Raw genomic sequence first — 19,785 nt, forward strand, 5'->3', positions numbered from 1 at the left:
CAGGGTATGTTGATTGTACATGGATACTACTCCCCTTTAACTTAGACTCAGAATAGCATTTCTAAAGAAGGCCTGTCAAGAGTATTTCTCAATTAGAGAGGAAAATTAGCAAAAAACTAGCAGAGGGCAGTTGCCAGAAAGGTAACCATTCTCTATAATAGGGATCAAATGGTAAAGAAGAATCCATCGCCAGGGGCGATAAATGACAGGAGGCTGTTTCATGATACCTGAAGATCCGGTAATGCTGCTGAGTTATGTAAATATGAAGCTGAGGGATTTTTATCCAAGCCTGGATGCGTTCTGCGACGACTGCGGGGCGGACAGGGTCATGCTTGAGGAAAAGCTGAAAGGCATAGACTATATATACAGCGAGGAGAAGAATCAGTTTGTCTGAGAAGAAAATAACGGTAAGGCAGGAAGGAAAAGAGGACAAGGTACTGGATGCCCCGGAAGGGGCTGTTTTTCTGCAGCTGCTTAAAAGGAACGGATATCCTCTGGTATGCTGCAGCGGAAAAGGGACCTGCGGACGGTGCAGGATTCGGTTTGGCCAAAAAGGCGCGCCCCTTCCGGCACCTGCAGACCGGATAGCTTTTACGCCGGAGGAGCTTCGCGGCGGGCTCCGGCTGGCATGTATGCACCGGGTGCGTCAGGATTGCTGCCTGCAGGTGGAATTTGTGGAAAGCAGGCCGGTGGAAGCGGTAACCGCCCACAAAGGAGCCACGGGGAATATTAATGGCCGGGGGCTGCAGGAGGAATGTCCGGTTACGGACAGGCCCGCCCCCTATCTTATCGCAGTTGATTTGGGAACCACTACCATCGCCATGCAGGCGGTGGAGCTGCCTTCCGTAAAGGAATGGCAGCAGGGAGGGGAACTTTTGATCCGGGGCGAATACAGCTGTATGAACCCCCAGAGGGAATGGGGAAGCGATGTGCTCTCCCGGATCCAGGCGGCAGCACAGGGGCAGGCCGGCGCGCTTACGGAGTCGGTAAGAGAAGGGATCGCGGAAGGCATCGGCCGTCTTGTCCGGGAAAGGGGAAGAGCGCCCGCCTGCATATGGCTGGCGGGGAATACGGCGATGGAGCATCTGCTGATGGGGCTGGATACCGCCGCTCTGGGGAGATACCCGTTCACACCGGTCAGCCTGGAGGAAATGGAGCTGAAGCTGCTTACGGGAGGAACGCAGCTGCGTATAGGTCTGCTTCCCGGTATATCGGCGTTTGTAGGAGCGGATATTGCCGCAGGTCTGCTTGCCTGCGGGTTGGGAAAAGGGACAGAGGAGGGCTGCCGGCTGTTTATCGATTTGGGTACCAACGGGGAAATGGCAATTGCCGGGAAAGGCCGTCTGCTATGTACTGCCGCGGCAGCGGGGCCGGCTTTTGAAGGAGGGGCGGCGGCCAATGTGCCGGGAACGGATATGCTTGCCCTGCTGGCAGAAATGCTGGATCAGGGTATTATCGATGAAACAGGCCTTCTGGAGGACGCGTATTTTGAACATGGCTGGCAGAAAGGGCGTATCCGGATAACCCAGCAGGATATCCGGGCGCTGCAGATGGCAAAAGCAGCCGTATGTGCCGGTGTGGAGCTTCTGATGGAGGCTTTGGGAGCGCAGGAGGACGATGTGGTTCAGGTCTGTCTTGCCGGTGGCTTCGGGTATTACCTGGATGTGGAAAAAGCCGCAAGGATAGGGCTTTTTCCGGCCGGCCTTGCCGGAAAAGTGACGGCGGTTGGCAATACCTCCCTTCTCGGAGCCTGCCTGTATGGAGGGGATCCCTCCCTGCGGGAGATAACGCAAGCCCTGTGCCGAAGGGCTGAGGTACTGAATCTGGCGGAGCAGCCGGGCTTTGAGGCCCGGTATCTGAGCCGTATTCATTTTAAAAAGGAGACAAAAAATGATGAAATTAGTGATTATTGAGCCGCTTGGTGTGGAAAAAGAGAAACTTCTTGGTCTTGCCGGGAAAAAGCTGGGGGAAAAGGTGGAAATTGTTTATTATGACACACGTGTCACGGATACCCAGGCTCTGGTGGAGCGGGCAAAAGACGCGGATATTCTCGCTTTTTCCAATCTGCCCTTTCAAAAAGAGGTTCTGGAAAACTGTCATAAGCTGAAAATGATTTCCGTTGCTTTTACCGGTGTGGATCATGTGGCGATGGATTACTGCCGGGAAAGAGGGATCCTGGTGAGCAATTGTGCAGGCTACTCCAATACGGCGGTACCGGAACTGGTTTTTGGCATGGTATTGAGCCTGTACCGTAATATCGTTGCCTGTAACCAGGCTGTTCGGGAAGAAAAAGATAAAACCGGGCTTGTCGGGCTGGAACTGGAGGGAAAGAAATTCGGTGTAATCGGTATGGGTGCTATCGGGACGCGTACCGCGCAGCTGGCCCGCGCTTTCGGCTGCCAGGTATATGGCTATAACCGCAGCCCGAAAGAAGCGGAAGGCGTTCGCATGACGGATATGGAAACCTTGCTGCGGGAATGTGATGTGGTATCCCTCCATGTCCCTCTTACGGAACAGACAAGAGGCCTGATAGGGGAGGAACAGCTCCGCCTTATGAAGCCGGAAGCGATATTGATAAACACCGCAAGAGGGCCGGTAGTGGACAGCCGGGCACTGGCGGATGCGCTGGAAGAAGGCCGGCTTGCCGGTGCTGCTGTGGATGTATTTGAAAAGGAGCCTCCCATCAGCCGGGAGCATCCGCTGTTACAGGCGCCCAATCTGCTTGCCACGCCCCATGTGGCCTTTGCCACCAGGGAGGCACTGTATAAGCGGGCGGTTATTGTGTTTGACAATATTGCGGGGTATCTGGATGGAAGGCCGCAGAACGTCATGTAAAAGTGGATTGATAATTTCCCGGAAAGCTGCATATAGTAGCTAAGAGAACAGAATCAAAGAGGCAGCGTCATGCTGAAGGGAAAAAAATGGATAGCGGTTCTGACTATGCTTCTTTTTGCAGTGGCACTTACGTTCCTGGCCCGGGAGAATGAAAACGCAAAAAGGCAGGAGGCCTGGTCACGGACGGTGGCGGATTCCGGTTATGAGGATGAGGAACCTTATAAGGGGAAAATTGCCCTTACCTTTGACGACGGCCCTCATCCGGTGTGTACGCCCCAGCTTCTGGACGGCCTGAAAAAAAGAGATGTACAGGTAACTTTTTTTGTCACCGGGCAGAATGTGGAAAGCTATCCGGATATTGTGAAAAGGGCAAGCGAGGAAGGACATCTGATCGGAAACCATACCTTCCATCATGTACAGCTGACCGCCGCCAATTCCGACGAATTTAAAAAGGAAATTATCTCCACCAACGACATCATCCAGGAAGTGACGGGAAAGGAAACTTCTTTTATCCGCCCTCCCTATGGTTCCTGGGATAAAAAATATGAAAAAGAACTGAATATGTTTCCCGTACTGTGGGATGTGGATCCGCTGGACTGGTGTTCCACGAATGTGGATAAGGTGGTCAGAAACGTGTTATCCCATACGAAGGAAAACAGCATCATCCTCATGCACGATTCCTATGATTCCACGGTGACGGCAGCTCTGCAGATTGTGGATATCCTGAAGGCGGAAGGGTACGAATTCGTGACGGTGGATGAGATATTATTTGACTGAAGCCGCTGTAAAGCCCGAAAGGCATATGCTTTCCGGGCTTTTGTGTCTTTCTGCCAAAGGCTATTGTTTCTCTGATTCGGAGGAATCCTTCTTGTTTTTTTCCCTCATCCGGGCGATTTCCTCCTCACTCATATCCGGGGCGCCGAACGGATACAGCTCCTTGTAAGCTTCCAGGGTCTTTTCGTGAACGGTGCCGGCGGGAATCAGGCCGGTACAGTCATAGGCGGAAACGGCGCTGGTATAATCCTGATCCGCAGGAATATTGTAATCTTCATCTTTCATTCTGTTTCTCCTCCTTTTTACCCTTTAGTATATGGATGTGGACGTAAAATATACGGTGCTGCAGATGTGCCTGCCCGAGGTTTTCTCCGGGAACGGTTCCGACAGGCAGGAACCGATATCTTCCCTGCAGAAGGTTTGACTTGTACAGCAGGGTCCGATATAATAAAAAAAACCGCTGCAAAAAAGGCGGCTGCAGGAGAAGGAATGATGGATTTATTTGATTATATGAGAGAAAACAGTATGGAGAAGGAAGCCCCGCTGGCAGCCAGGCTTCGTCCCGCAACGCTTGATGAGGTGGTGGGGCAGCAGCATATTATCGGCAAGGACAAGCTGCTTTACCGGGCGATACAGGCGGATAAAATCAGCTCGATCATTTTTTACGGACCGCCGGGAACCGGAAAGACGACACTTGCCAAGGTGATCGCCAATTCCACAAGTGCGGAGTTTACCCAGATAAATGCCACAGTTTCCGGGAAAAAGGATATGGAGGAAGTGGTGGCGAAGGCCAAGGATACCCTGGGGATGTATGGGAAGAAAACGATCCTCTTTATTGATGAGATCCACCGCTTTAACAAAAGCCAGCAGGATTATCTTCTGCCTTTTGTGGAGGACGGCACTGTCGTTCTTATCGGCGCAACTACGGAGAATCCTTATTTTGAGGTGAACGGCGCTTTGATTTCCCGTTCCATAATATTTGAACTGAAGCCTTTGTCCAGGGAGGATGTGAAGGAGCTTATCCATCGTGCCGTGTATGACAGGCAGAAGGGGATGGGCGCTTATGAGGCGGTGATGGAAGAGGACGCCATGGATTTTCTTGCGGATATGGCAGGGGGTGACGCCAGACATGCTTTGAATGCGGTAGAGCTTGGGATTATGACAACCCCGCGGGGGGCGGACGGAAAAATACATATCACTCTGGAGGTTGCCGGGGAATGTATCCAGAAGCGTGTGGTGAAGTATGATAAGACGGGGGATAACCACTACGATACGATATCTGCTTTTATTAAAAGCATGAGGGGATCCGACCCGGATGCCGCCGTTTATTATCTGGCGAAAATGCTGTATGCGGGGGAGAGTGTTACTTTTATTGCGCGCAGGATTATGATATGTGCTTCGGAGGATGTGGGAAATGCGGATCCCCAGGCACTGCAGGTGGCGGTTACGGCTTCCCTTGCCGTGGAGCGGGTGGGGATGCCGGAGGCCCAGATTATTCTGGCTAACGCAGTGACCTATGTGGCCTGCGCACCTAAGAGTAATGCTGCCGTCTGCGCTATCGATGAGGCTATGCGGTGCGTCCGGGATACAGGAAACCTGCCGGTGCCTTCCCATTTGCAGGATGCCCATTATAAAGGAGCGGCAAAATTGGGACACGGACTGGATTATAAATATGCCCATAACTATCCGAACAATTATGTAAGGCAGCAGTATCTGCCCTATGAACTGAGCGGAAGGGAATTCTATAAGCCTTCCGGAAACGGCTATGAGGTAAAAATCCGGGAGCATATGAAGCGGATCCGGCAGGAGGCCGCCGGGACGGAAGAGGAAGAAAAATAAAAATTTCTAATCATTTATATAGAAAAAGTAAAAAAAGTATACTTGTATCGAGACGCGGGACAGGGTATAATACCACTGATACTAATTCCGCCCGGCGTAAATACGCCGTGTGGCACCGGGAGAATAATCCCGGGCAAATACAGGAAACGGGGGTACATAAATAAATGAAACGATCAGAAATCAATGCGGCATTAAAAGACATGGAAGCTATGATTAAAGAGCATCGCTTTGAGCTGCCGCCCTTCTGCGGTTTTACACCGGAGGACTGGCAGGATAAGAATCATGAGTATGATGAAATCAGGGATAACATGCTGGGCTGGGACATCACGGATTACGGCCTGGGAAAATTTGACGAGGTGGGCTTCTCCCTGATTACGCTGCGGAACGGGAACCTGAAGAATCCCAAATATACCAAAACCTATGCGGAAAAGCTTCTCTACATAAAAGAGGGACAGATGGCCCCCATGCATTTCCACTGGAATAAGATGGAAGATATCATCAACAGAGGCGGCGGAAACGTACTGATCCGTGTGTATAATTCCACAGAGGACGAGCAGTTCGCCGACACGGATGTTACGGTTAACTGTGATGGACGGGAGTTTACCGTTCCTGCAGGAACCCAGGTGAAGTTAAGACCCGGCGAATCCATCACTATTTATCCTTATATGTATCATGATTTTGAACTGGAACCCGGTACAGGCCCGGTACTGCTGGGAGAGGTTTCCATGTGCAACGATGATAATACGGATAACCGTTTTTATGAACCCATCGGCCGTTTCCCTGAAATCGAAGAGGATGAACCGCCTTACAGGCTTCTGTGCAATGAATATCCTGTAGCTAAAGACTGAGAAAAGAAGAAGGAAAGCAGTTGAGAACGCGTATGACAGCTGCGGATGGAAACAGCCCTGCGCCCCGGAAGGAAAGCCTTTCGGGGGCGGGGCTGTTTTTTTAAGGTAAGCGTATGCGCCCGGCCGGCATATACGCGGATTAAAAGAGCTGTTCCGTAAGGTACTGGTATATCTCTTTGTTTTTTTTCTGCCAGTTGTCGCAGATGGATGCCGCCAGCTCCTGGGTAGGGACGGAAATCCGGATATTTACCAGATCCACATCCTTATCCTTGGCTACCAGCTGCGCTTCAAATTCCCCGTTTACCAGCTTGTAAAAATTGCTCTGAATGGAAGATTCGTTACGCAGCTCCAGTTTATGGTTTTTGAAATAATCGATGATGTCACATTTAATGGCATCACTGATTCGGTTTTCAAAAAAATGGAGGGTACTTCGTCCTTCCTCCGTAATCTGCAGCTGGGTCCGGTTTAAAATGGTCCGGGATTCTGCCAGACCGGTTTCCGTCAATTCGGAAATGGCTGTCTGCAGGGTCAGGAAATTGGTATATTCCTTGTCCAGGATAAATTCACTGATCTGGGCTGTGGTCAGGGGGAAGGTGACCCTGTCCAACATATACAGCACAATCAATTTGTAGAGAGTCAAAGGTTCCTGATTCATAGCATTGTCCTTGTCTGATAGAGGAAAGCTTCATGCGTTGATGAAGCGTATTCAATACGTTACGTTTGTTGCCGCTCCAGGACGGAGCGATTAAGATACGTTTCGGTCCGTCGCCGGTAAGCCTGTGAATGACGATGTCGGGCGAAAGGGCGGCAATGCATTTTAGCAGCAGAGACAGATAGGCATCCAGGGAAAGCACGGACACTTTTCCTTCCCGGTAAAGTGCCGCTAGATCGGTATGCTCCAGTATGTGCAGCAGCTGCAGCTTAATACCGAATATCCCGCAGCGGTTCAGAAAACGGATGGTGTCAAGAACCATTTCCTCCGTTTCTCCGGGAAGGCCCAGAATAACATGGACGATCACTGGAATACCCGCCTTATGAAGGCTTTCCATAGCCCGGGTGAAACAGGAAAGGGAATATCCTCTGCGGATAAACAGGGCTGTTTCCTCGTGTATGGTCTGGAGGCCCAGCTCCACCCAGATAAATTTTCCGGGAAAATCCTGCTTCAGGGAAAGGAGCAGCTGCATAACCCCGGCGCCCAGGCAGTCGGGACGGGTGGCGATGGAGATACCGGCGATATCCGGTTCTGCGAGAGCCTGGCGGAAAATAGAAGCCAGATATTCCGGTGGGCCGTAGGTATTCGTATACGCCTGAAAATAAGCGATATAACGGCTGCCTGTTCTTTTTCCCTCCAGGAGCTTTTTGCCGGCTTCCAGCTGCTCCCGGATGGACAGGGGCGCTGCCGGCTTACCGGATCCGGGCCTGTTCCCTGCGGCGAATTCCCCGCTGCCGCCTGCACTGCAGAAGATGCATCCCCGGCTGTCCAGTGTGCCATCCCGGTTCGGGCAGGTTAAGCCGGCATCCAGCGCAATTTTATACAGCTTTTCCCCATAAGTGTTTTTGCACCAGGCATCCAGGGAATAGTAGGGTTTTCCGCGGTAATCCATGGAGTCAGCGGACAATATGGGACTTGACCGCCTGTGCCACCACTTCCGAAACCCTGGGGTTGAAGGCTTCAGGCATGATGTTGTCTTCGTTTAATTCATCCTCCGGAACAAGGGAAGCGATAGCTAAAGCGGCCGCCAGCTTCATTTCTTCCGTAATCTGTGTGGCACGGCCTTCCAGTGCCCCTCTAAAAATACCGGGAAAAGCCACCACGTTGTTCACCTGATTGGGGAAATCGCTGCGTCCGGTGCCGACCACCCTTGCGCCGGCGGCTTTGGCAATGTCGGGCATGATTTCCGGCACCGGATTCGCCATGGCAAACAGGATGGCATCCTTATTCATGGAAGAAACCATGTCCGCAGATACGATACCGGGAGCGGATACCCCTACGAAAATGTCGGCCCCTTTCATGGCATCCGCCAGGGAACCGGTTTTTCCTTCCCGATTGGTAAGATCCATCATTTTTTCCTGCATCCAGTTCAAATCTGCGCTGCTGCGGGAAAGAATACCGGATTTGTCACACATGGTGATATGCGGAAAACCATAGGTAAGGAGCAGCCGGGTGATGGCTATGCCGGCGCTTCCTGCCCCGTTCACAACCACGCGGCAGTCCTCTTTCTTCTTACCCGTGACCTTCAGGGCATTGATAACGCCCGCGAGGACAACGATAGCGGTGCCATGCTGGTCATCATGGAATACAGGAATATCCAGAGTCTCCTTCAGACGTTCTTCGATTTCAAAACAGCGGGGAGCGCTGATATCCTCCAGATTGATGCCGCCGAAGCCCGGGGCCATCCAGGTAACCGCTTTGATGATTTCCTCCGTGTCCTGGGTATCCAGGCAGATGGGAACGGCATTGACACCCCCGAATTCCTTAAAAAGAACCGCTTTTCCCTCCATGACGGGCATGGCGGCATGGGGGCCGATATTTCCCAGACCGAGTACGGCGGAACCGTCGGATACCACCGCGATGGTATTGGCTTTCATGGTATAGGTGTAAGCCGCTTCCTTATCCTGTGCAATAACCTTGCAAGGCTCCGCTACGCCCGGAGTGTAGGCCAGGGAAAGATCTTCTCTTGATTTTACCGGTGTCTTGGAAACGGTTTCTATTTTACCGTTCCACTCTTTATGTAATTGCAGTGCTTTTTCATTCGTAGTCATACGTATTCCTCCGCTTTCTTTATTCCCGCAGGCAGCGGGCAGAACCACGCTTGCAGAGAACCGGAAGTTCTCTTGTAGCCGGAGGTTCTCTTGGCCCTGGCGGCTGCCGTGGTGTCAAATGCCACGAACGTCTGTCCGTTCCGCCTGTATTATGGGATTTGGCTGTGGCTGCAGACTGCCGGCCTTCCGGACAGCTACAAAAATATCATATAATATTTGGAATCGATGCGCAATAGCGAAACTTGCTGAAGCGTGTTGATAAGAGACAGGTAAGCAGCAGCCCGGATAAGCCTGAAGGATTACCTGGCGGCCATGCATACCCTGCGGGGGACGGGAACAAGTAACCAGTTTAATGGAATTTCAGAGGATAAGTTCAAAGCTTTAACAGAAACCACTGACAACGGCAGGACATGGAGGCTGCTTTTGAACTAAAGGAACCCCTTTATATCTTAAAAGAAAATATAGGCATAAAAGAATGGCCAAACCAAGGGATCAGCAAAGATAACGCCAGAGCCTATATCATAGAAAAACTGATATCTTCTTTTGGGGTAACTTATCCGCTGCATATATCGCATGTAACAGGGATTCCGACAGCCGAAGTTATGCCTGTTTTTTCTCAATTAGAGCAGAAAAAAACAATATTACCCTTTCAATTTAAAACGGCAAAAAAGGTGTTTTATATCCATTCTTCAAAGATAAATTCCCTTGATGAATGTAACAGAAGTCAGATGCAAAACAGCGAAGAAGTGCGCCTTATCTCTCCGATGGATATGCTTTTCAGAGACCAAACATGGCTTAAAACATTTTTTGATTATTCTTTTAAATTTGAATATATCAAGAAAAAGGGGATGAAATGGCCTCTCTCAATACTTGTGGGAAATAGTTTTGTCGGTTATTTGGACTGCAAAATGGAATGGCAGACAAAACGTTTCATAATAAAAGAAAAAAACATAGTTGATTCCGCTTTTGAAAATCACAAGAGAATCAAACTCGCAATACAGGAGTTAGCCGCATTCCATGAGGCTAAAGAAATTATTGAAAAGAGATAATCGATTCCAAAGCCCCTTTGATGGTTAAGCATGAGGAATGGTCAGCTCAGACGATAAGTAAATTACGCAGACTTCGCAGGAGCAAAATGGCCTTCCGCCCGCTGGCAGAGCGTTATCTGACGTGCGGGCTGGTTCAGGATATCCGCCATTTTTCCGGTTCTCCTGCCCCTGCTAAAGCAGGGCAAGGATCCGAGGTACCAAAGTTATATCACATATAAAAGCCATGGTTACCGTTTTTACTCGTCAGAACTGCGGGCTGGACATGCATGATTGTGTTTTTTTTCATAATAGAGTATGATTAGCATAAAAGACATGTTACGGGAGGGACGAATATGGCGAAAGGGAAGAAAAAGAAACGGATATGGCTTCGTGTTCTGCTGGGGCTTGCTGCTGTCCTGCTCCTGGCGGTCATTGGTTATGTGTTGTATGTGATGCTCAGTTATCACAGGCTGCCTGATGATTTGGAACTGGAGATCCGCCGGCCGGCGGAATCCGGCGAAGGGGGAACTGCCGTATCCCCCGGGACGGACTATGAAATCATGACTTATAATATTGGTTTCGGTGCTTATACACCCGAATACAGCTTTTTTATGGATGGAGGGAAATCCTCCGTGGCAGAAAGCAGGGAGAGCGTGTTGGAGACCATTTCCGGCGCAGGAAGCCTGGCTGCCGGATACAATCCGGATTTTATGATTTTCCAGGAGGTGGATTTGGATGCCACCAGAAGCTATCATGTAAACCAGTATGAGCTGCTGGATACCTATTTTGGCAGTTACTATTCCGATTTCGCTGTCAATTATGACTCTGCATTTCTGATGGTTCCGCCCTGGGAACCTCATGGGAAGAGCCTGGCGGGAATCGCCTTTTATTCCAGGTACCCTGTTTCCTCGGCCCTGCGGAAAAGCTTTCCCATTTCCACCTCCTTCAGCAAGTTCCTGGATTTGGACCGGTGTTATTCCATCAGCCGTATACCGGTGGATAACGGAAAAGAGCTGGTTATTTTTTCCCAGCACATGTCGGCTTATGGCAACAGCGATGCGATCCGGGAAGCGCAGATAGGAAAGCTGTGCGCGGATATGCAGGCGGAATATGATAAGGGGAATTATGTCATCTGCGGCGGGGATTTTAACCATGATCTGAAAGCGCCGGAGGATGCTTCGGAGGAACGGGAGTCCTGGGCGTATCCTTTCCCCAGATCCAGTCTGCCGGAAGGGTTTGCTTTCAGCATTGACCTGCTGGGGGAGGAAGAACGTTCCGCACTGCCCGACAGCGCGCGAAATGCGGATATCCCTTATGAAGAAGGAGTTACCTATACGGTGACGCTGGACGGATTTCTCATCTCGGACAATATAGAGATGAAGGAATACGAGAATATCCATACCGGTTATCTTTATTCGGACCATGATCCGGTACGTATGGTATTTTCATTAAAATAATAAATCAGGAATACTGTCTGCCGGCGGCAGGCAAGATAGAAACTCAGGTGTTTTCGGGCTGGTACGGCCCGGAAATACCTGAGTTTTTTTGCTGCGGCATAGGTAAGAAGAATATAGGGATCCATGGAAAGGAAAGGGGAGTTAACTTTTTCCCGGATGTTGACGATATAGGAGGTGAACAGGTTTTGTTCCGGCTGCATGGCAGATATGGGGAAACCAAATTGCCGGTGTCGGGAACACGACAAAAACGGGGAGGGGTCTGAGCGATGAGAAAGGATAAAAGAAAAGGGAAGGAAGGGGTTACCCTGGTTGAGATGATTGTTGTCCTTGTAATTGTGGGCATTTTGGTAGCTATTGTACTTCCCAGCTTATTTAAGTACATAAACAGGGCCAAAAGCAGGCAGGCGGAACTTGATTTACGTTCTGCCGCAACCGCCCTCACGAGCGCATACATAGAACTTTATGCGAATTATGAAATAAAACAGGGCCAGATCGTTTATTCACAGCGTCTTGGCTGGGGGCAGGAAGAGGTGGATACCAATTATAAGACGGTGCTTGAGCGTTACATGGAACCGGAAATGTTTGATAAAATAACAGCTATTCTCATATCCTGTACTGACAGACTTCATCCGGTTATCACCTTCAATTATCAGTATGATAAAAAAACTCTGTATAATTATAAGTATGATATGGGTAAAGAACAGGTGGAGTGGGGGATTTTATCGGAGTAAACAGCGGCTTTGCACCAGACAATCATTTTTGGTAATAAGAAAAAGGGGATAAGAATAGAGAACTCTTGTTTTATGTTATATCACAACGTAAAAATGTTTGAAGAAGGAAGCTTTTTAAAAAAAAGGCTTCCTATTTTTTCTATAGTGTTGTATAATGTGGTCACATAAAGATAACAATTTTGTAGTATCGTATCCAATACATATCTTGTTGGCGTTACGTATCCTGTTGGATGGCGGAGCCAGTAGACAGACATGGAGAGCTGGCTTTCGTGCCGGAACAACGGCGGAACAGCCTGGTGTCATTTAATTTTTCCCTGATAACAAGAAATGAATAACAGACAGAAGATAGCGGCAGGAAGCCTACCTGTTTATATGGGCGGTATTGTAGCAGATTTGTTGTTTGCATTATTGTATGTATTTTAGTAACTTTATGTACGTTTGGTACGGAGGAAAGGTATGGGTATGAGAGAAAAGTATCAGTCTCTGGCTTTGGCAGATTTGAAGGAGATTGCCAAAACGCGCGGAATTAAAGGAACATCCGGAATGAAAAAAGCGGATATTATAGAAGCTATGGTAGCTCTGGATGAAAAGGAAGGAAAGGACCAGGCGGCTGCGCCCGGTGCAGAGACAAAGGAAGAAACGGCGGTAAAGCCCAAGACCGCCAATGAATCGAAAAAAAGCACCAGAGGAAAGGCCGCGGACGTAAAGACTGCGGACACAAAGGCTGCGGAGGGAAAGAAAGCGGAACCTGCTGAGAATGCGAAAGCACAGGAACAGCCGGCTGTGGAAAAATCACCCGTGCCGTCTCAGCCTGCAGCAGCACCCCGGACAGCCCCCAGGGCGGAGTCCCAGGGTTCCGCATCATCGGTTTCCCAGACCGCGACGCAGTCTGTTCCCCAGAACCGCAATAATATGGATCGGAAGCCGGTACGCAGGGACAACGGAAACCGTAAAAACGGGGATAACAGGCCTGGCGGGAACCAGAGAAGCATTATCATCAATAGTGACGGCAGACAGAATACACCGGCAGTCCAGGGCGGGGAGCGGCCTTCCTTTACAGAGCGTCCCGCGAATGCTGCCAGGACGGAAAACCGGAATACAGCGGCGGAAAGAACGGATAACAGCCAGGCAGAAATCCCGGTTCCGTCCATAACGGAGGATGAAAAGTTTCCTTCGGATCTGGACAGCGGGATCGCCGCGAACGGAATCCTGGAGGTTATGCCCGACGGATACGGATTTATCCGCTGCGCCAATTATCTTCCGGGTGAAAACGATGTTTATGTGGCACCCAGCCAGATCCGCAGATTTGGACTGAAAACAGGAGATATTGTAGTAGGAAATACCCGGATAAAGACACAGAATGAGAAATTCAGCGCTCTTCTGTATGTGAAATCCATTAACGGCTATGCCCCTGATGTGGCGGCCAGGAGACAAAATTTCGAGGACATGACCCCTATTTTCCCGGAAGAAAGGGTGCGTCTTGAAATGTCCCGTTCTTCCGTGGCAATGCGCATTATGGATCTCATGAGCCCTGTCGGCAAGGGACAGAGAGGTATGATTGTATCTCCCCCCAAGGCAGGAAAGACGACTCTGTTAAAGCAGGTGGCGCAGTCCGTTAAAGTAAATAATCCGGACATGCATCTGATTATCCTTCTGATTGACGAACGGCCGGAAGAAGTGACCGATTTCAGGGAAGCCATAGAAGGGCCTAATGTTGAGGTTATATATTCCACCTTTGACGAATTGCCAGAGCATCATAAGAGAGTATCCGAAATGGTTATTGAAAGGGCAAAGCGACTGGTAGAGCACAAGAAGGACGTCATCATCCTGCTTGACAGCATCACCCGTCTGACAAGAGCTTATAACCTGGTAATCCCGCCCAGCGGAAGAACGTTGTCCGGCGGTCTGGATCCGGCGGCGCTGCATATGCCTAAGCGCTTTTTCGGTGCGGCAAGAAATATGCGGGAAGGCGGCAGCCTTACCATACTTGCCACGGCTCTTGTGGATACCGGAAGCAAGATGGACGATGTTATTTACGAAGAATTCAAAGGAACCGGAAATATGGAAATCGTGCTGGACAGGAAGCTTTCCGAAAGAAGAGTGTTCCCTGCCATCGATATTCCCAAATCGGGCACCAGAAGGGAAGATCTTCTTCTTACGCCGGAGGAGCTGGAGGCTATCGGTATTCTGCGTAAAGCGCTTAACAGCCTGAGGCCGGAGGACGCGGTGGATAAGATACTGGATATGTTCGCACGGACAAAAAATAACGTCGATTTCGTGAATCTTGTCAAAAAAATGAAATTTATCTGATTCCCTGTTATAAACCGTAAAATCTTGATAAATAAGCGGATTTACCACTTGCATTGAAGGAAAAGCTATGCTACAATTAAAAAGCTGTTTATAGATATAACTGTAACCGGCAGCCGAAAGGCAAGTGGATGAGAACGAAATAATAATGGGAACAAGAAAATAGAAGAGGTGAAAATCATGAAAGAAGGACTCCATCCTGCGTTTTACCAGGCAACTGTAACCTGCAACTGCGGAAACACATTCGTAACAGGTTCCACGAAACCCGAAATTCACGTGGAAGTATGCTCCAAGTGCCATTCATTCTACACAGGCCAGCAGAAGGCTGCTCAGGCTCGCGGACGTATTGATAAGTTCAATAAGAAGTATGGTGTGGAAAACTAATAAGAGCTGCAAGAAAGGTTGAGGTTAATTAATCTCAACCTTCTTTTTCATACTTCAGACCGCAGACAGGAGGGTCATATATGAGTAAAAAGAACGGCGGACATTATTCCGGAATCGGCGGACAGGCCGTACTGGAAGGTGTCATGATGAAAAACAAAGACGAGTATGCCGTATCAGTAAGAAAGCCGGACGGAAATATAGAAGTCAAAAAAGAAAAATATACCGGAGCTCTGTCCGGCAGCAGGCTGACAAAGCTGCCTTTTATCAGAGGGGTTTTTAACTTTATAGATTCCCTTGTCCTGGGAATGCAGACGCTGACTTATTCCGCCAGCTTCTATGAAGAGGAGGATGCGCAGGAGACGAAAACGGATAAGGTGCTGGATAAAGTGTCCAAAGGAAACGGAGAAAAGCTTTTGATGGGCCTTACGGTAGCCTTCTCCATTGTCCTTGCGGTGGCTATTTTTATTGCTCTTCCTTACGGAATCAGCCTTCTGTTCCACTCCTATATCAGAAATGCCTCCCTTCTGGCTATTCTGGAGGGTATTGTCCGTCTGGCTATTTTTCTGGCATATGTGGCCCTTATTGCTTCTATGAAGGATATCAGGCGTGTGTACCAATACCACGGCGCGGAGCATAAATGCATCAACTGCCTGGAAAAGGGGCGGCCTCTGACGGTGAAAGACGCCATGAGAAGCTCCCGCCTCCATAAACGATGCGGAACGAGCTTCCTGTTATTTGTAATGCTGATCAGTATCATTCTGTTTATGTTTATCCGGGTGGAAAATCCGGCGCTCAGGCTGGTGGTACGTATTCTTTTGATTCCGGTTATTGCAGGAATTTCTTATGAAATCATCCGGCTTGCGGGAAGAAGCGACAATCTGTTTATCAATCTGATTTCCAAGCCGGGCATGTGGCTTCAGAAGCTGACAACCAGGGAACCGGACGAAAGCATGGTAGAGGTGGCGATTGCTTCTGTGGAGGCGGTTTTCGACTGGAAAGCTTACCTGAAAGAAGAATTCGGATATGAGGTTGATGATTCCTGGCTGGAGGATGACGGACAGGAAGAAAGGGATCAGGAAGAAAACCCGGCAGAACCCGGTGCTGCAGGTACGGAAGCGGAAGCAGGGGAGCCTGTGCTGCAATGAATTACAAAGACAGCTATGATTGGGGAAGGCGGATTCTGGAGGCGGCAGGGATACAGGAAGCCGATTGGGATGCCAGGCTTTTATTGGAAACGATATGCGGTACAGACAGGAATACCCTGCTGGTTCATGGAGAAAGACCGCTTTCCCGGGAAGAGGAAAGCAAATATCAGGACTGGATCCAAAAACGTGCACAGCACATTCCTCTGCAGCATCTTACCGGTGAGCAGGAATTTATGGGCCTTACCTTTCTGGTAAACGAACATGTGCTGATACCAAGACAGGACACGGAAATCCTTGTGGAAGAAGTAATGCGAGAGATGACGGACGGGAGCAGGATTCTGGATATGTGCACCGGTTCCGGCTGCATTTTGCTCAGTCTCCTTCATTATTCCAATGATTGTCTGGGGACAGGGGCCGACCTTTCACGGGAAGCGCTGGCTGTTGCCCGAGAGAATGCGCGCAGGCTGGGAATACAGGCCTGTTTTCTATGCAGTGATTTATTTGATAAAATAGAGGATAAATATGATATTATAGTATCCAATCCGCCTTATATACAGACAGGGGTTATCGGCGGCCTGATGGATGAGGTACGGCTGCATGAGCCGCTTTCCGCACTGGACGGCGGAGAGGACGGCCTGGTTTTTTACCGGAAAATACTGGAGGGCTGCGGAAAGCACCTGGTAAGGGGAGGCAGCCTGTATTTTGAAATAGGGTATGATCAGGGGGAGGCCGTAAAGGGATTGATGGAAAAATACGGGTTTTCCCAGGTAAGGGTGGTAAAGGATTTTGCCGGGCTGGATCGTGTGGTTTCCGGATTGAGGTATGAATAACACCGGCTGTGATCGGGGCAGCCATATTAAGGAAGGAATGATAAATTATGTTTGACAGGCTGGAAGACTTGCTTCGGCGCTATGAAGAAATTATGAATGAACTGAATGAGCCTTCTGTAACGACGAACCAGGAACGTTTCCGTTCCCTTATGAAGGAACAAAGCGATCTGACCCCTCTTGTGGAGGCTTATAAAGAATACAGAAAAGTGAAACAGGATGCGGAGGACAGCCTGATGATGCTGGAATCCGAATCCGATGAGGAAATGCGAGAGCTGCTCAAGGAAGAGCATGCAGAGGCAAAGAAACGTATCCAGGAGCTGGAGCAGGAAATGAAAATCCTGCTGCTTCCCCAGGATCCCAATGATGAAAAAAACGTTGTTGTGGAAATCCGTGCGGGGGCAGGCGGGGATGAGGCGGCTCTGTTTGCGGCGGAAATGTACCGTCTGTATGTGAAGTATGCGGAGCGTAATCGTTGGAAGGTGGAGCTGGTGGGCGTAGACGAAATCGGCATCGGCGGCATGAAGGAAGTAAGCTTCATGATAAATGGGAAAGGCGCATATTCCCGGCTGAAATATGAAAGCGGGGTTCACCGGGTACAGCGTGTGCCGGAAACCGAATCCGGCGGCCGTATCCATACCTCTACCATTACCGTGGCGGTTATGCCCGAGGTAGAGGATGTGGACGTGGTTATCGATGATAAGGACATCCGGATTGACGTTATGCGTGCTTCCGGAAACGGCGGCCAGTGCGTTAACACCACGGACTCCGCGGTTCGTCTGACCCATTACCCCACAGGGATTGTCGTTTACAGCCAGACGGAAAAATCCCAGCTGCAGAACAAGGCGAAGGCGTTTGCCCTGCTCCGTGCCAAGCTGTACGATATCGAACAGCAGAAGGCCCACGATGCGGAAGCCGAACTGAGAAGGAGCCAGATCGGCACCGGAGATCGTTCGGAGAAAATCCGTACCTACAATTTTCCCCAGGGGCGTGTTACGGATCACCGGATTAAGCTCACGCTTTATAAGATTGACGATATTATGAACGGTGATATTGATGAACTCCTCGACAGCCTGATTGCGGCAGACCAGGCAGCGAAGCTGGCGAAGATGAATGAAGGTTAGGGGAAAGATTCCCGGTAGTTGCATGGGTTGTGATAAGAAAAGTTGAGAAGAAAAAAGAAGTGTCCGGGATTGGTTTTGTTGGCCGATGCCGGGCACTTTTTGTTGTAATTATTTGACAGATGTTCAGCAGGTCGGTGCATTCACTGCACGGATAGTGAAGATACTGCTATTACATTATTTGTTTGCGTTGGGAAGGAGAAGGGTGCTGTCTGAAGAAATTGATTGTGATTAGCAGAGGGAAATAGTATAATTATGAAAAGCTGCAACGGTTCAGCCCTTTCACAGTTACGAAAAGTTACAGAAAGCAGGAGAAAGGGAGCTTGGCAGAGAGGGATCATGTTATGGAGATAAGGGAAGTAACGGAGCGAGAGATAAAATCGAAGATCTGCGATAGGATTTTACATAAACTGCCGGACTGGTTCGGTATCGAATCTTCCACGGCAGAGTACATCGGCATGGTTGGGGAATTGCCCTTTTATGCCGCATATGCGGACGAAAATCCGGTTGGTTTTCTGGCAGTCAAGGTGCACAATCCATTCACGGCAGAGGTATGTGTTATGGGAGTTCTGGGCGAATACCACAGAATGGGTATCGGTACGGCATTGATAGAACGTGCGGTACAGTTCTGCCGTCAGGAGGGGATGGTGTATCTGACTGTAAAAACACTGGATGGTTCCGTAAATTTTGAACCCTATGAACGGACCAGGAGGTTCTACGGAAAAATGGGATTTATCCCCCTGGAGGTTTTTCCCCTTCTGTGGGATGAGGCAAACCCCTGTCTTTTCCTGGCAAAACATCTGGCCTGCTGTCCGGAAAAAGGCGGTAAGATGCCCGGATAACCCGCGCCTGAAGAATAAGGAGTATGGGAATGAATAATACAAATGAAATTTTTCTCCATTTTATAAAAGAAACACCGAAGGTATACGAAAAAAGCACATCCGCTTTCTGGGATGACGAACATATATCAAAGTATATGCTGGAGGCACATATAAATCCGAATGAGGATGGTGCAACCAGAAAAATGGATTTTGTCAGGAAATCTGTGGACTGGATAACGGCCTGCTGTAACGGCGGGGAAGGGAAAACACTGCTGGATTTGGGCTGCGGCCCCGGCATTTATGCGCAGCAGCTTGCGGAAAAGGGATTTGACGTGACCGGAATTGATTTTTCCAGGCGCTCCATACGATATGCGCAGGAACAGGCGGCGGAGAAACGGCTGAATATCCGGTACCTTTACCAGAATTATCTGGAAATGGATTTCCGGGAGGAATTCGATGTCATTATTTTGATTTATTGTGATTATGGTGTGCTTGCGCCGGAGGACAGGGCAGTATTATTAAAGAAATGCAGGCAGGCCCTGAAAGCAGGCGGTATTTTGATTCTGGACGGATGGGCGGATGGATTTCTGCGTGCGTTTGAGGAAAAGGATAGCGTCGGTTATGAGGACGGCGGATTTTGGGCCGGAGAACCGTATGCGGTTATTCAGAGAAATCGCATTTACCCGGCTACGCGTAACACGCTGGAGCAATACGTGGTGGTTACCGGGCAGGATTGTCAGTGCTATAATGTATGGAACCAGGTGTATTCCAGAGAAATGCTGGAAGAGGAATTAAAAGAAGCCGGTTTTCCGAAACCGGATTTTTATGATGATGCGGCAGGAAAAGAATACACCGGCAAAGAAGATACGATATGTGCTTTGGGTAGAAAATAGCAGCCGCAGGAT

The 19,785-nt window shown here is 49.5% G+C and carries 20 protein-coding genes; 16 read left to right on the plus strand and 4 right to left on the minus strand.

The annotated features are described in order from the left end of the window. Window positions 1-220: 220 nt before the first annotated feature. The 4 genes from DXA36_RS18980 to DXA36_RS18995 all read left to right on the plus strand — a co-directional run bounded on the left by DXA36_RS18980 (window position 221) and on the right by DXA36_RS18995 (window position 3,612). Entirely contained in the window at window positions 221-394 is a 174-nt protein-coding gene (locus DXA36_RS18980; RefSeq protein WP_118681054.1) for a DUF4250 domain-containing protein, read from the plus strand. Beyond that, window positions 387-1,913, plus strand: a complete 1,527-nt coding sequence (locus DXA36_RS18985) for an ASKHA domain-containing protein (RefSeq protein WP_118681055.1) — start codon at window positions 387-389, stop codon at window positions 1,911-1,913. The genes DXA36_RS18980 and DXA36_RS18985 overlap by 8 nt, the downstream gene beginning before the upstream one ends. Then, entirely contained in the window at window positions 1,894-2,835 is a 942-nt protein-coding gene (locus tag DXA36_RS18990; RefSeq protein WP_118681103.1) for a 2-hydroxyacid dehydrogenase, read from the plus strand. The genes DXA36_RS18985 and DXA36_RS18990 overlap by 20 nt, the downstream gene beginning before the upstream one ends. A gap of 69 nt (window positions 2,836-2,904) precedes the next feature. Then, complete coding sequence (locus DXA36_RS18995) at window positions 2,905-3,612, plus strand: polysaccharide deacetylase family protein (RefSeq protein ID WP_118681056.1); 708 nt, start codon at window positions 2,905-2,907, stop codon at window positions 3,610-3,612. Window positions 3,613-3,672: 60 nt separating this feature from the next. Here the strand turns inward: DXA36_RS18995 and DXA36_RS19000 are convergent, their stop codons facing one another. Next, a complete protein-coding gene (locus DXA36_RS19000; protein ID WP_118681057.1) occupies window positions 3,673-3,894 on the minus strand; it encodes a hypothetical protein in 222 nt (73 codons plus the stop codon). A gap of 207 nt (window positions 3,895-4,101) precedes the next feature. Between DXA36_RS19000 and DXA36_RS19005 the strand changes: the two genes are divergently transcribed. Together DXA36_RS19005 and DXA36_RS19010 are read left to right on the plus strand one after the other, a co-directional pair. Next, window positions 4,102-5,448 carry a replication-associated recombination protein A gene (locus DXA36_RS19005; RefSeq protein WP_118681104.1) on the plus strand — a complete coding sequence of 449 codons (1,347 nt, stop codon included), beginning with the start codon at window positions 4,102-4,104 and terminating at the stop codon, window positions 5,446-5,448. A gap of 164 nt (window positions 5,449-5,612) precedes the next feature. Next, window positions 5,613-6,296 (plus strand): D-lyxose/D-mannose family sugar isomerase, encoded by a 684-nt coding sequence (locus DXA36_RS19010; RefSeq protein ID WP_118681058.1) that lies wholly within the window; start codon window positions 5,613-5,615, stop codon window positions 6,294-6,296. A 139-nt stretch (window positions 6,297-6,435) separates the two neighbouring features. Here the strand turns inward: DXA36_RS19010 and DXA36_RS19015 are convergent, their stop codons facing one another. Genes DXA36_RS19015 through DXA36_RS19025 form a run of 3 tightly spaced genes read right to left on the minus strand, consistent with a single transcriptional unit; the run spans window position 6,436 to window position 9,059 of the window. Continuing rightward, a complete protein-coding gene (locus tag DXA36_RS19015; RefSeq protein WP_118681059.1) occupies window positions 6,436-6,951 on the minus strand; it encodes a DUF4364 family protein in 516 nt (171 codons plus the stop codon). Then, window positions 6,860-7,900 (minus strand): TIGR01212 family radical SAM protein, encoded by a 1,041-nt coding sequence (locus DXA36_RS19020; protein WP_118681060.1) that lies wholly within the window; start codon window positions 7,898-7,900, stop codon window positions 6,860-6,862. The genes DXA36_RS19015 and DXA36_RS19020 overlap by 92 nt, the downstream gene beginning before the upstream one ends. Before the next feature lie 4 nt (window positions 7,901-7,904). After that, window positions 7,905-9,059, minus strand: a complete 1,155-nt coding sequence (locus DXA36_RS19025) for an NAD(P)-dependent malic enzyme (RefSeq protein WP_118681061.1) — start codon at window positions 9,057-9,059, stop codon at window positions 7,905-7,907. A gap of 410 nt (window positions 9,060-9,469) precedes the next feature. Here DXA36_RS19025 and DXA36_RS19030 point away from each other — a divergent pair, with 410 nt between their 5' ends. From DXA36_RS19030 to DXA36_RS19080, 10 genes are all read left to right on the plus strand, one after another. Beyond that, window positions 9,470-10,108, plus strand: a complete 639-nt coding sequence (locus tag DXA36_RS19030) for a DNA glycosylase AlkZ-like family protein (RefSeq protein WP_118681062.1) — start codon at window positions 9,470-9,472, stop codon at window positions 10,106-10,108. A 332-nt stretch (window positions 10,109-10,440) separates the two neighbouring features. After that, entirely contained in the window at window positions 10,441-11,544 is a 1,104-nt protein-coding gene (locus DXA36_RS19035) for an endonuclease/exonuclease/phosphatase family protein (RefSeq protein WP_118681063.1), read from the plus strand. A 266-nt stretch (window positions 11,545-11,810) separates the two neighbouring features. Then, a complete protein-coding gene (locus tag DXA36_RS19045; protein WP_118681065.1) occupies window positions 11,811-12,275 on the plus strand; it encodes a prepilin-type N-terminal cleavage/methylation domain-containing protein in 465 nt (154 codons plus the stop codon). Window positions 12,276-12,731: 456 nt separating this feature from the next. Next, window positions 12,732-14,585, plus strand: coding sequence for a transcription termination factor Rho (gene rho, locus DXA36_RS19050; RefSeq protein WP_330425065.1), 1,854 nt, complete (start codon window positions 12,732-12,734; stop codon window positions 14,583-14,585). A 177-nt stretch (window positions 14,586-14,762) separates the two neighbouring features. Next, window positions 14,763-14,966, plus strand: coding sequence for a 50S ribosomal protein L31 (gene rpmE, locus DXA36_RS19055; RefSeq protein ID WP_118681066.1), 204 nt, complete (start codon window positions 14,763-14,765; stop codon window positions 14,964-14,966). A gap of 80 nt (window positions 14,967-15,046) precedes the next feature. Further along, complete coding sequence (locus tag DXA36_RS19060; protein ID WP_118681067.1) at window positions 15,047-16,111, plus strand: DUF1385 domain-containing protein; 1,065 nt, start codon at window positions 15,047-15,049, stop codon at window positions 16,109-16,111. Continuing rightward, the gene (prmC, locus tag DXA36_RS19065) at window positions 16,108-16,941 is read left to right on the plus strand and encodes a peptide chain release factor N(5)-glutamine methyltransferase (RefSeq protein ID WP_118681068.1); all 834 of its coding nucleotides are present in this window, start codon (window positions 16,108-16,110) and stop codon (window positions 16,939-16,941) included. The genes DXA36_RS19060 and prmC overlap by 4 nt, the downstream gene beginning before the upstream one ends. A gap of 47 nt (window positions 16,942-16,988) precedes the next feature. Continuing rightward, window positions 16,989-18,062, plus strand: coding sequence for a peptide chain release factor 1 (gene prfA, locus DXA36_RS19070; protein ID WP_118681069.1), 1,074 nt, complete (start codon window positions 16,989-16,991; stop codon window positions 18,060-18,062). A 320-nt stretch (window positions 18,063-18,382) separates the two neighbouring features. Continuing rightward, window positions 18,383-18,901 (plus strand): GNAT family N-acetyltransferase, encoded by a 519-nt coding sequence (locus DXA36_RS19075; RefSeq protein ID WP_147366624.1) that lies wholly within the window; start codon window positions 18,383-18,385, stop codon window positions 18,899-18,901. 29 nt (window positions 18,902-18,930) lie between these two features. Next, a complete protein-coding gene (locus DXA36_RS19080) occupies window positions 18,931-19,773 on the plus strand; it encodes a class I SAM-dependent methyltransferase (protein WP_118681071.1) in 843 nt (280 codons plus the stop codon). Window positions 19,774-19,785 lie beyond the last annotated feature (12 nt).

This window comes from Eisenbergiella sp. OF01-20, from assembly GCF_003478085.1.
Taxonomy (GTDB): domain Bacteria; phylum Bacillota; class Clostridia; order Lachnospirales; family Lachnospiraceae; genus Eisenbergiella.

Excerpts from the sequence above, each read along its gene's own strand:
- DXA36_RS18980 (WP_118681054.1), top strand. The coding sequence starts at position 221 with ATGATACCTGAAGATCCGGTAATGCTGCTGAGTTATGTAAATATGAAG.
- DXA36_RS18990 (WP_118681103.1), top strand. The coding sequence starts at position 1,894 with ATGAAATTAGTGATTATTGAGCCGCTTGGTGTGGAAAAAGAGAAACTT.
- DXA36_RS18995 (WP_118681056.1), top strand. The coding sequence starts at position 2,905 with ATGCTGAAGGGAAAAAAATGGATAGCGGTTCTGACTATGCTTCTTTTT.
- DXA36_RS19000 (WP_118681057.1), bottom strand. The coding sequence starts at position 3,894 with ATGAAAGATGAAGATTACAATATTCCTGCGGATCAGGATTATACCAGC.
- DXA36_RS19005 (WP_118681104.1), top strand. The coding sequence starts at position 4,102 with ATGGATTTATTTGATTATATGAGAGAAAACAGTATGGAGAAGGAAGCC.
- DXA36_RS19010 (WP_118681058.1), top strand. The coding sequence starts at position 5,613 with ATGAAACGATCAGAAATCAATGCGGCATTAAAAGACATGGAAGCTATG.
- DXA36_RS19015 (WP_118681059.1), bottom strand. The coding sequence starts at position 6,951 with ATGAATCAGGAACCTTTGACTCTCTACAAATTGATTGTGCTGTATATG.
- DXA36_RS19020 (WP_118681060.1), bottom strand. The coding sequence starts at position 7,900 with ATGGATTACCGCGGAAAACCCTACTATTCCCTGGATGCCTGGTGCAAA.
- DXA36_RS19025 (WP_118681061.1), bottom strand. The coding sequence starts at position 9,059 with ATGACTACGAATGAAAAAGCACTGCAATTACATAAAGAGTGGAACGGT.
- DXA36_RS19030 (WP_118681062.1), top strand. The coding sequence starts at position 9,470 with ATGGAGGCTGCTTTTGAACTAAAGGAACCCCTTTATATCTTAAAAGAA.
- DXA36_RS19035 (WP_118681063.1), top strand. The coding sequence starts at position 10,441 with ATGGCGAAAGGGAAGAAAAAGAAACGGATATGGCTTCGTGTTCTGCTG.
- DXA36_RS19045 (WP_118681065.1), top strand. The coding sequence starts at position 11,811 with ATGAGAAAGGATAAAAGAAAAGGGAAGGAAGGGGTTACCCTGGTTGAG.
- rho (WP_330425065.1), top strand. The coding sequence starts at position 12,732 with ATGGGTATGAGAGAAAAGTATCAGTCTCTGGCTTTGGCAGATTTGAAG.
- rpmE (WP_118681066.1), top strand. The coding sequence starts at position 14,763 with ATGAAAGAAGGACTCCATCCTGCGTTTTACCAGGCAACTGTAACCTGC.
- DXA36_RS19060 (WP_118681067.1), top strand. The coding sequence starts at position 15,047 with ATGAGTAAAAAGAACGGCGGACATTATTCCGGAATCGGCGGACAGGCC.
- prmC (WP_118681068.1), top strand. The coding sequence starts at position 16,108 with ATGAATTACAAAGACAGCTATGATTGGGGAAGGCGGATTCTGGAGGCG.
- prfA (WP_118681069.1), top strand. The coding sequence starts at position 16,989 with ATGTTTGACAGGCTGGAAGACTTGCTTCGGCGCTATGAAGAAATTATG.
- DXA36_RS19080 (WP_118681071.1), top strand. The coding sequence starts at position 18,931 with ATGAATAATACAAATGAAATTTTTCTCCATTTTATAAAAGAAACACCG.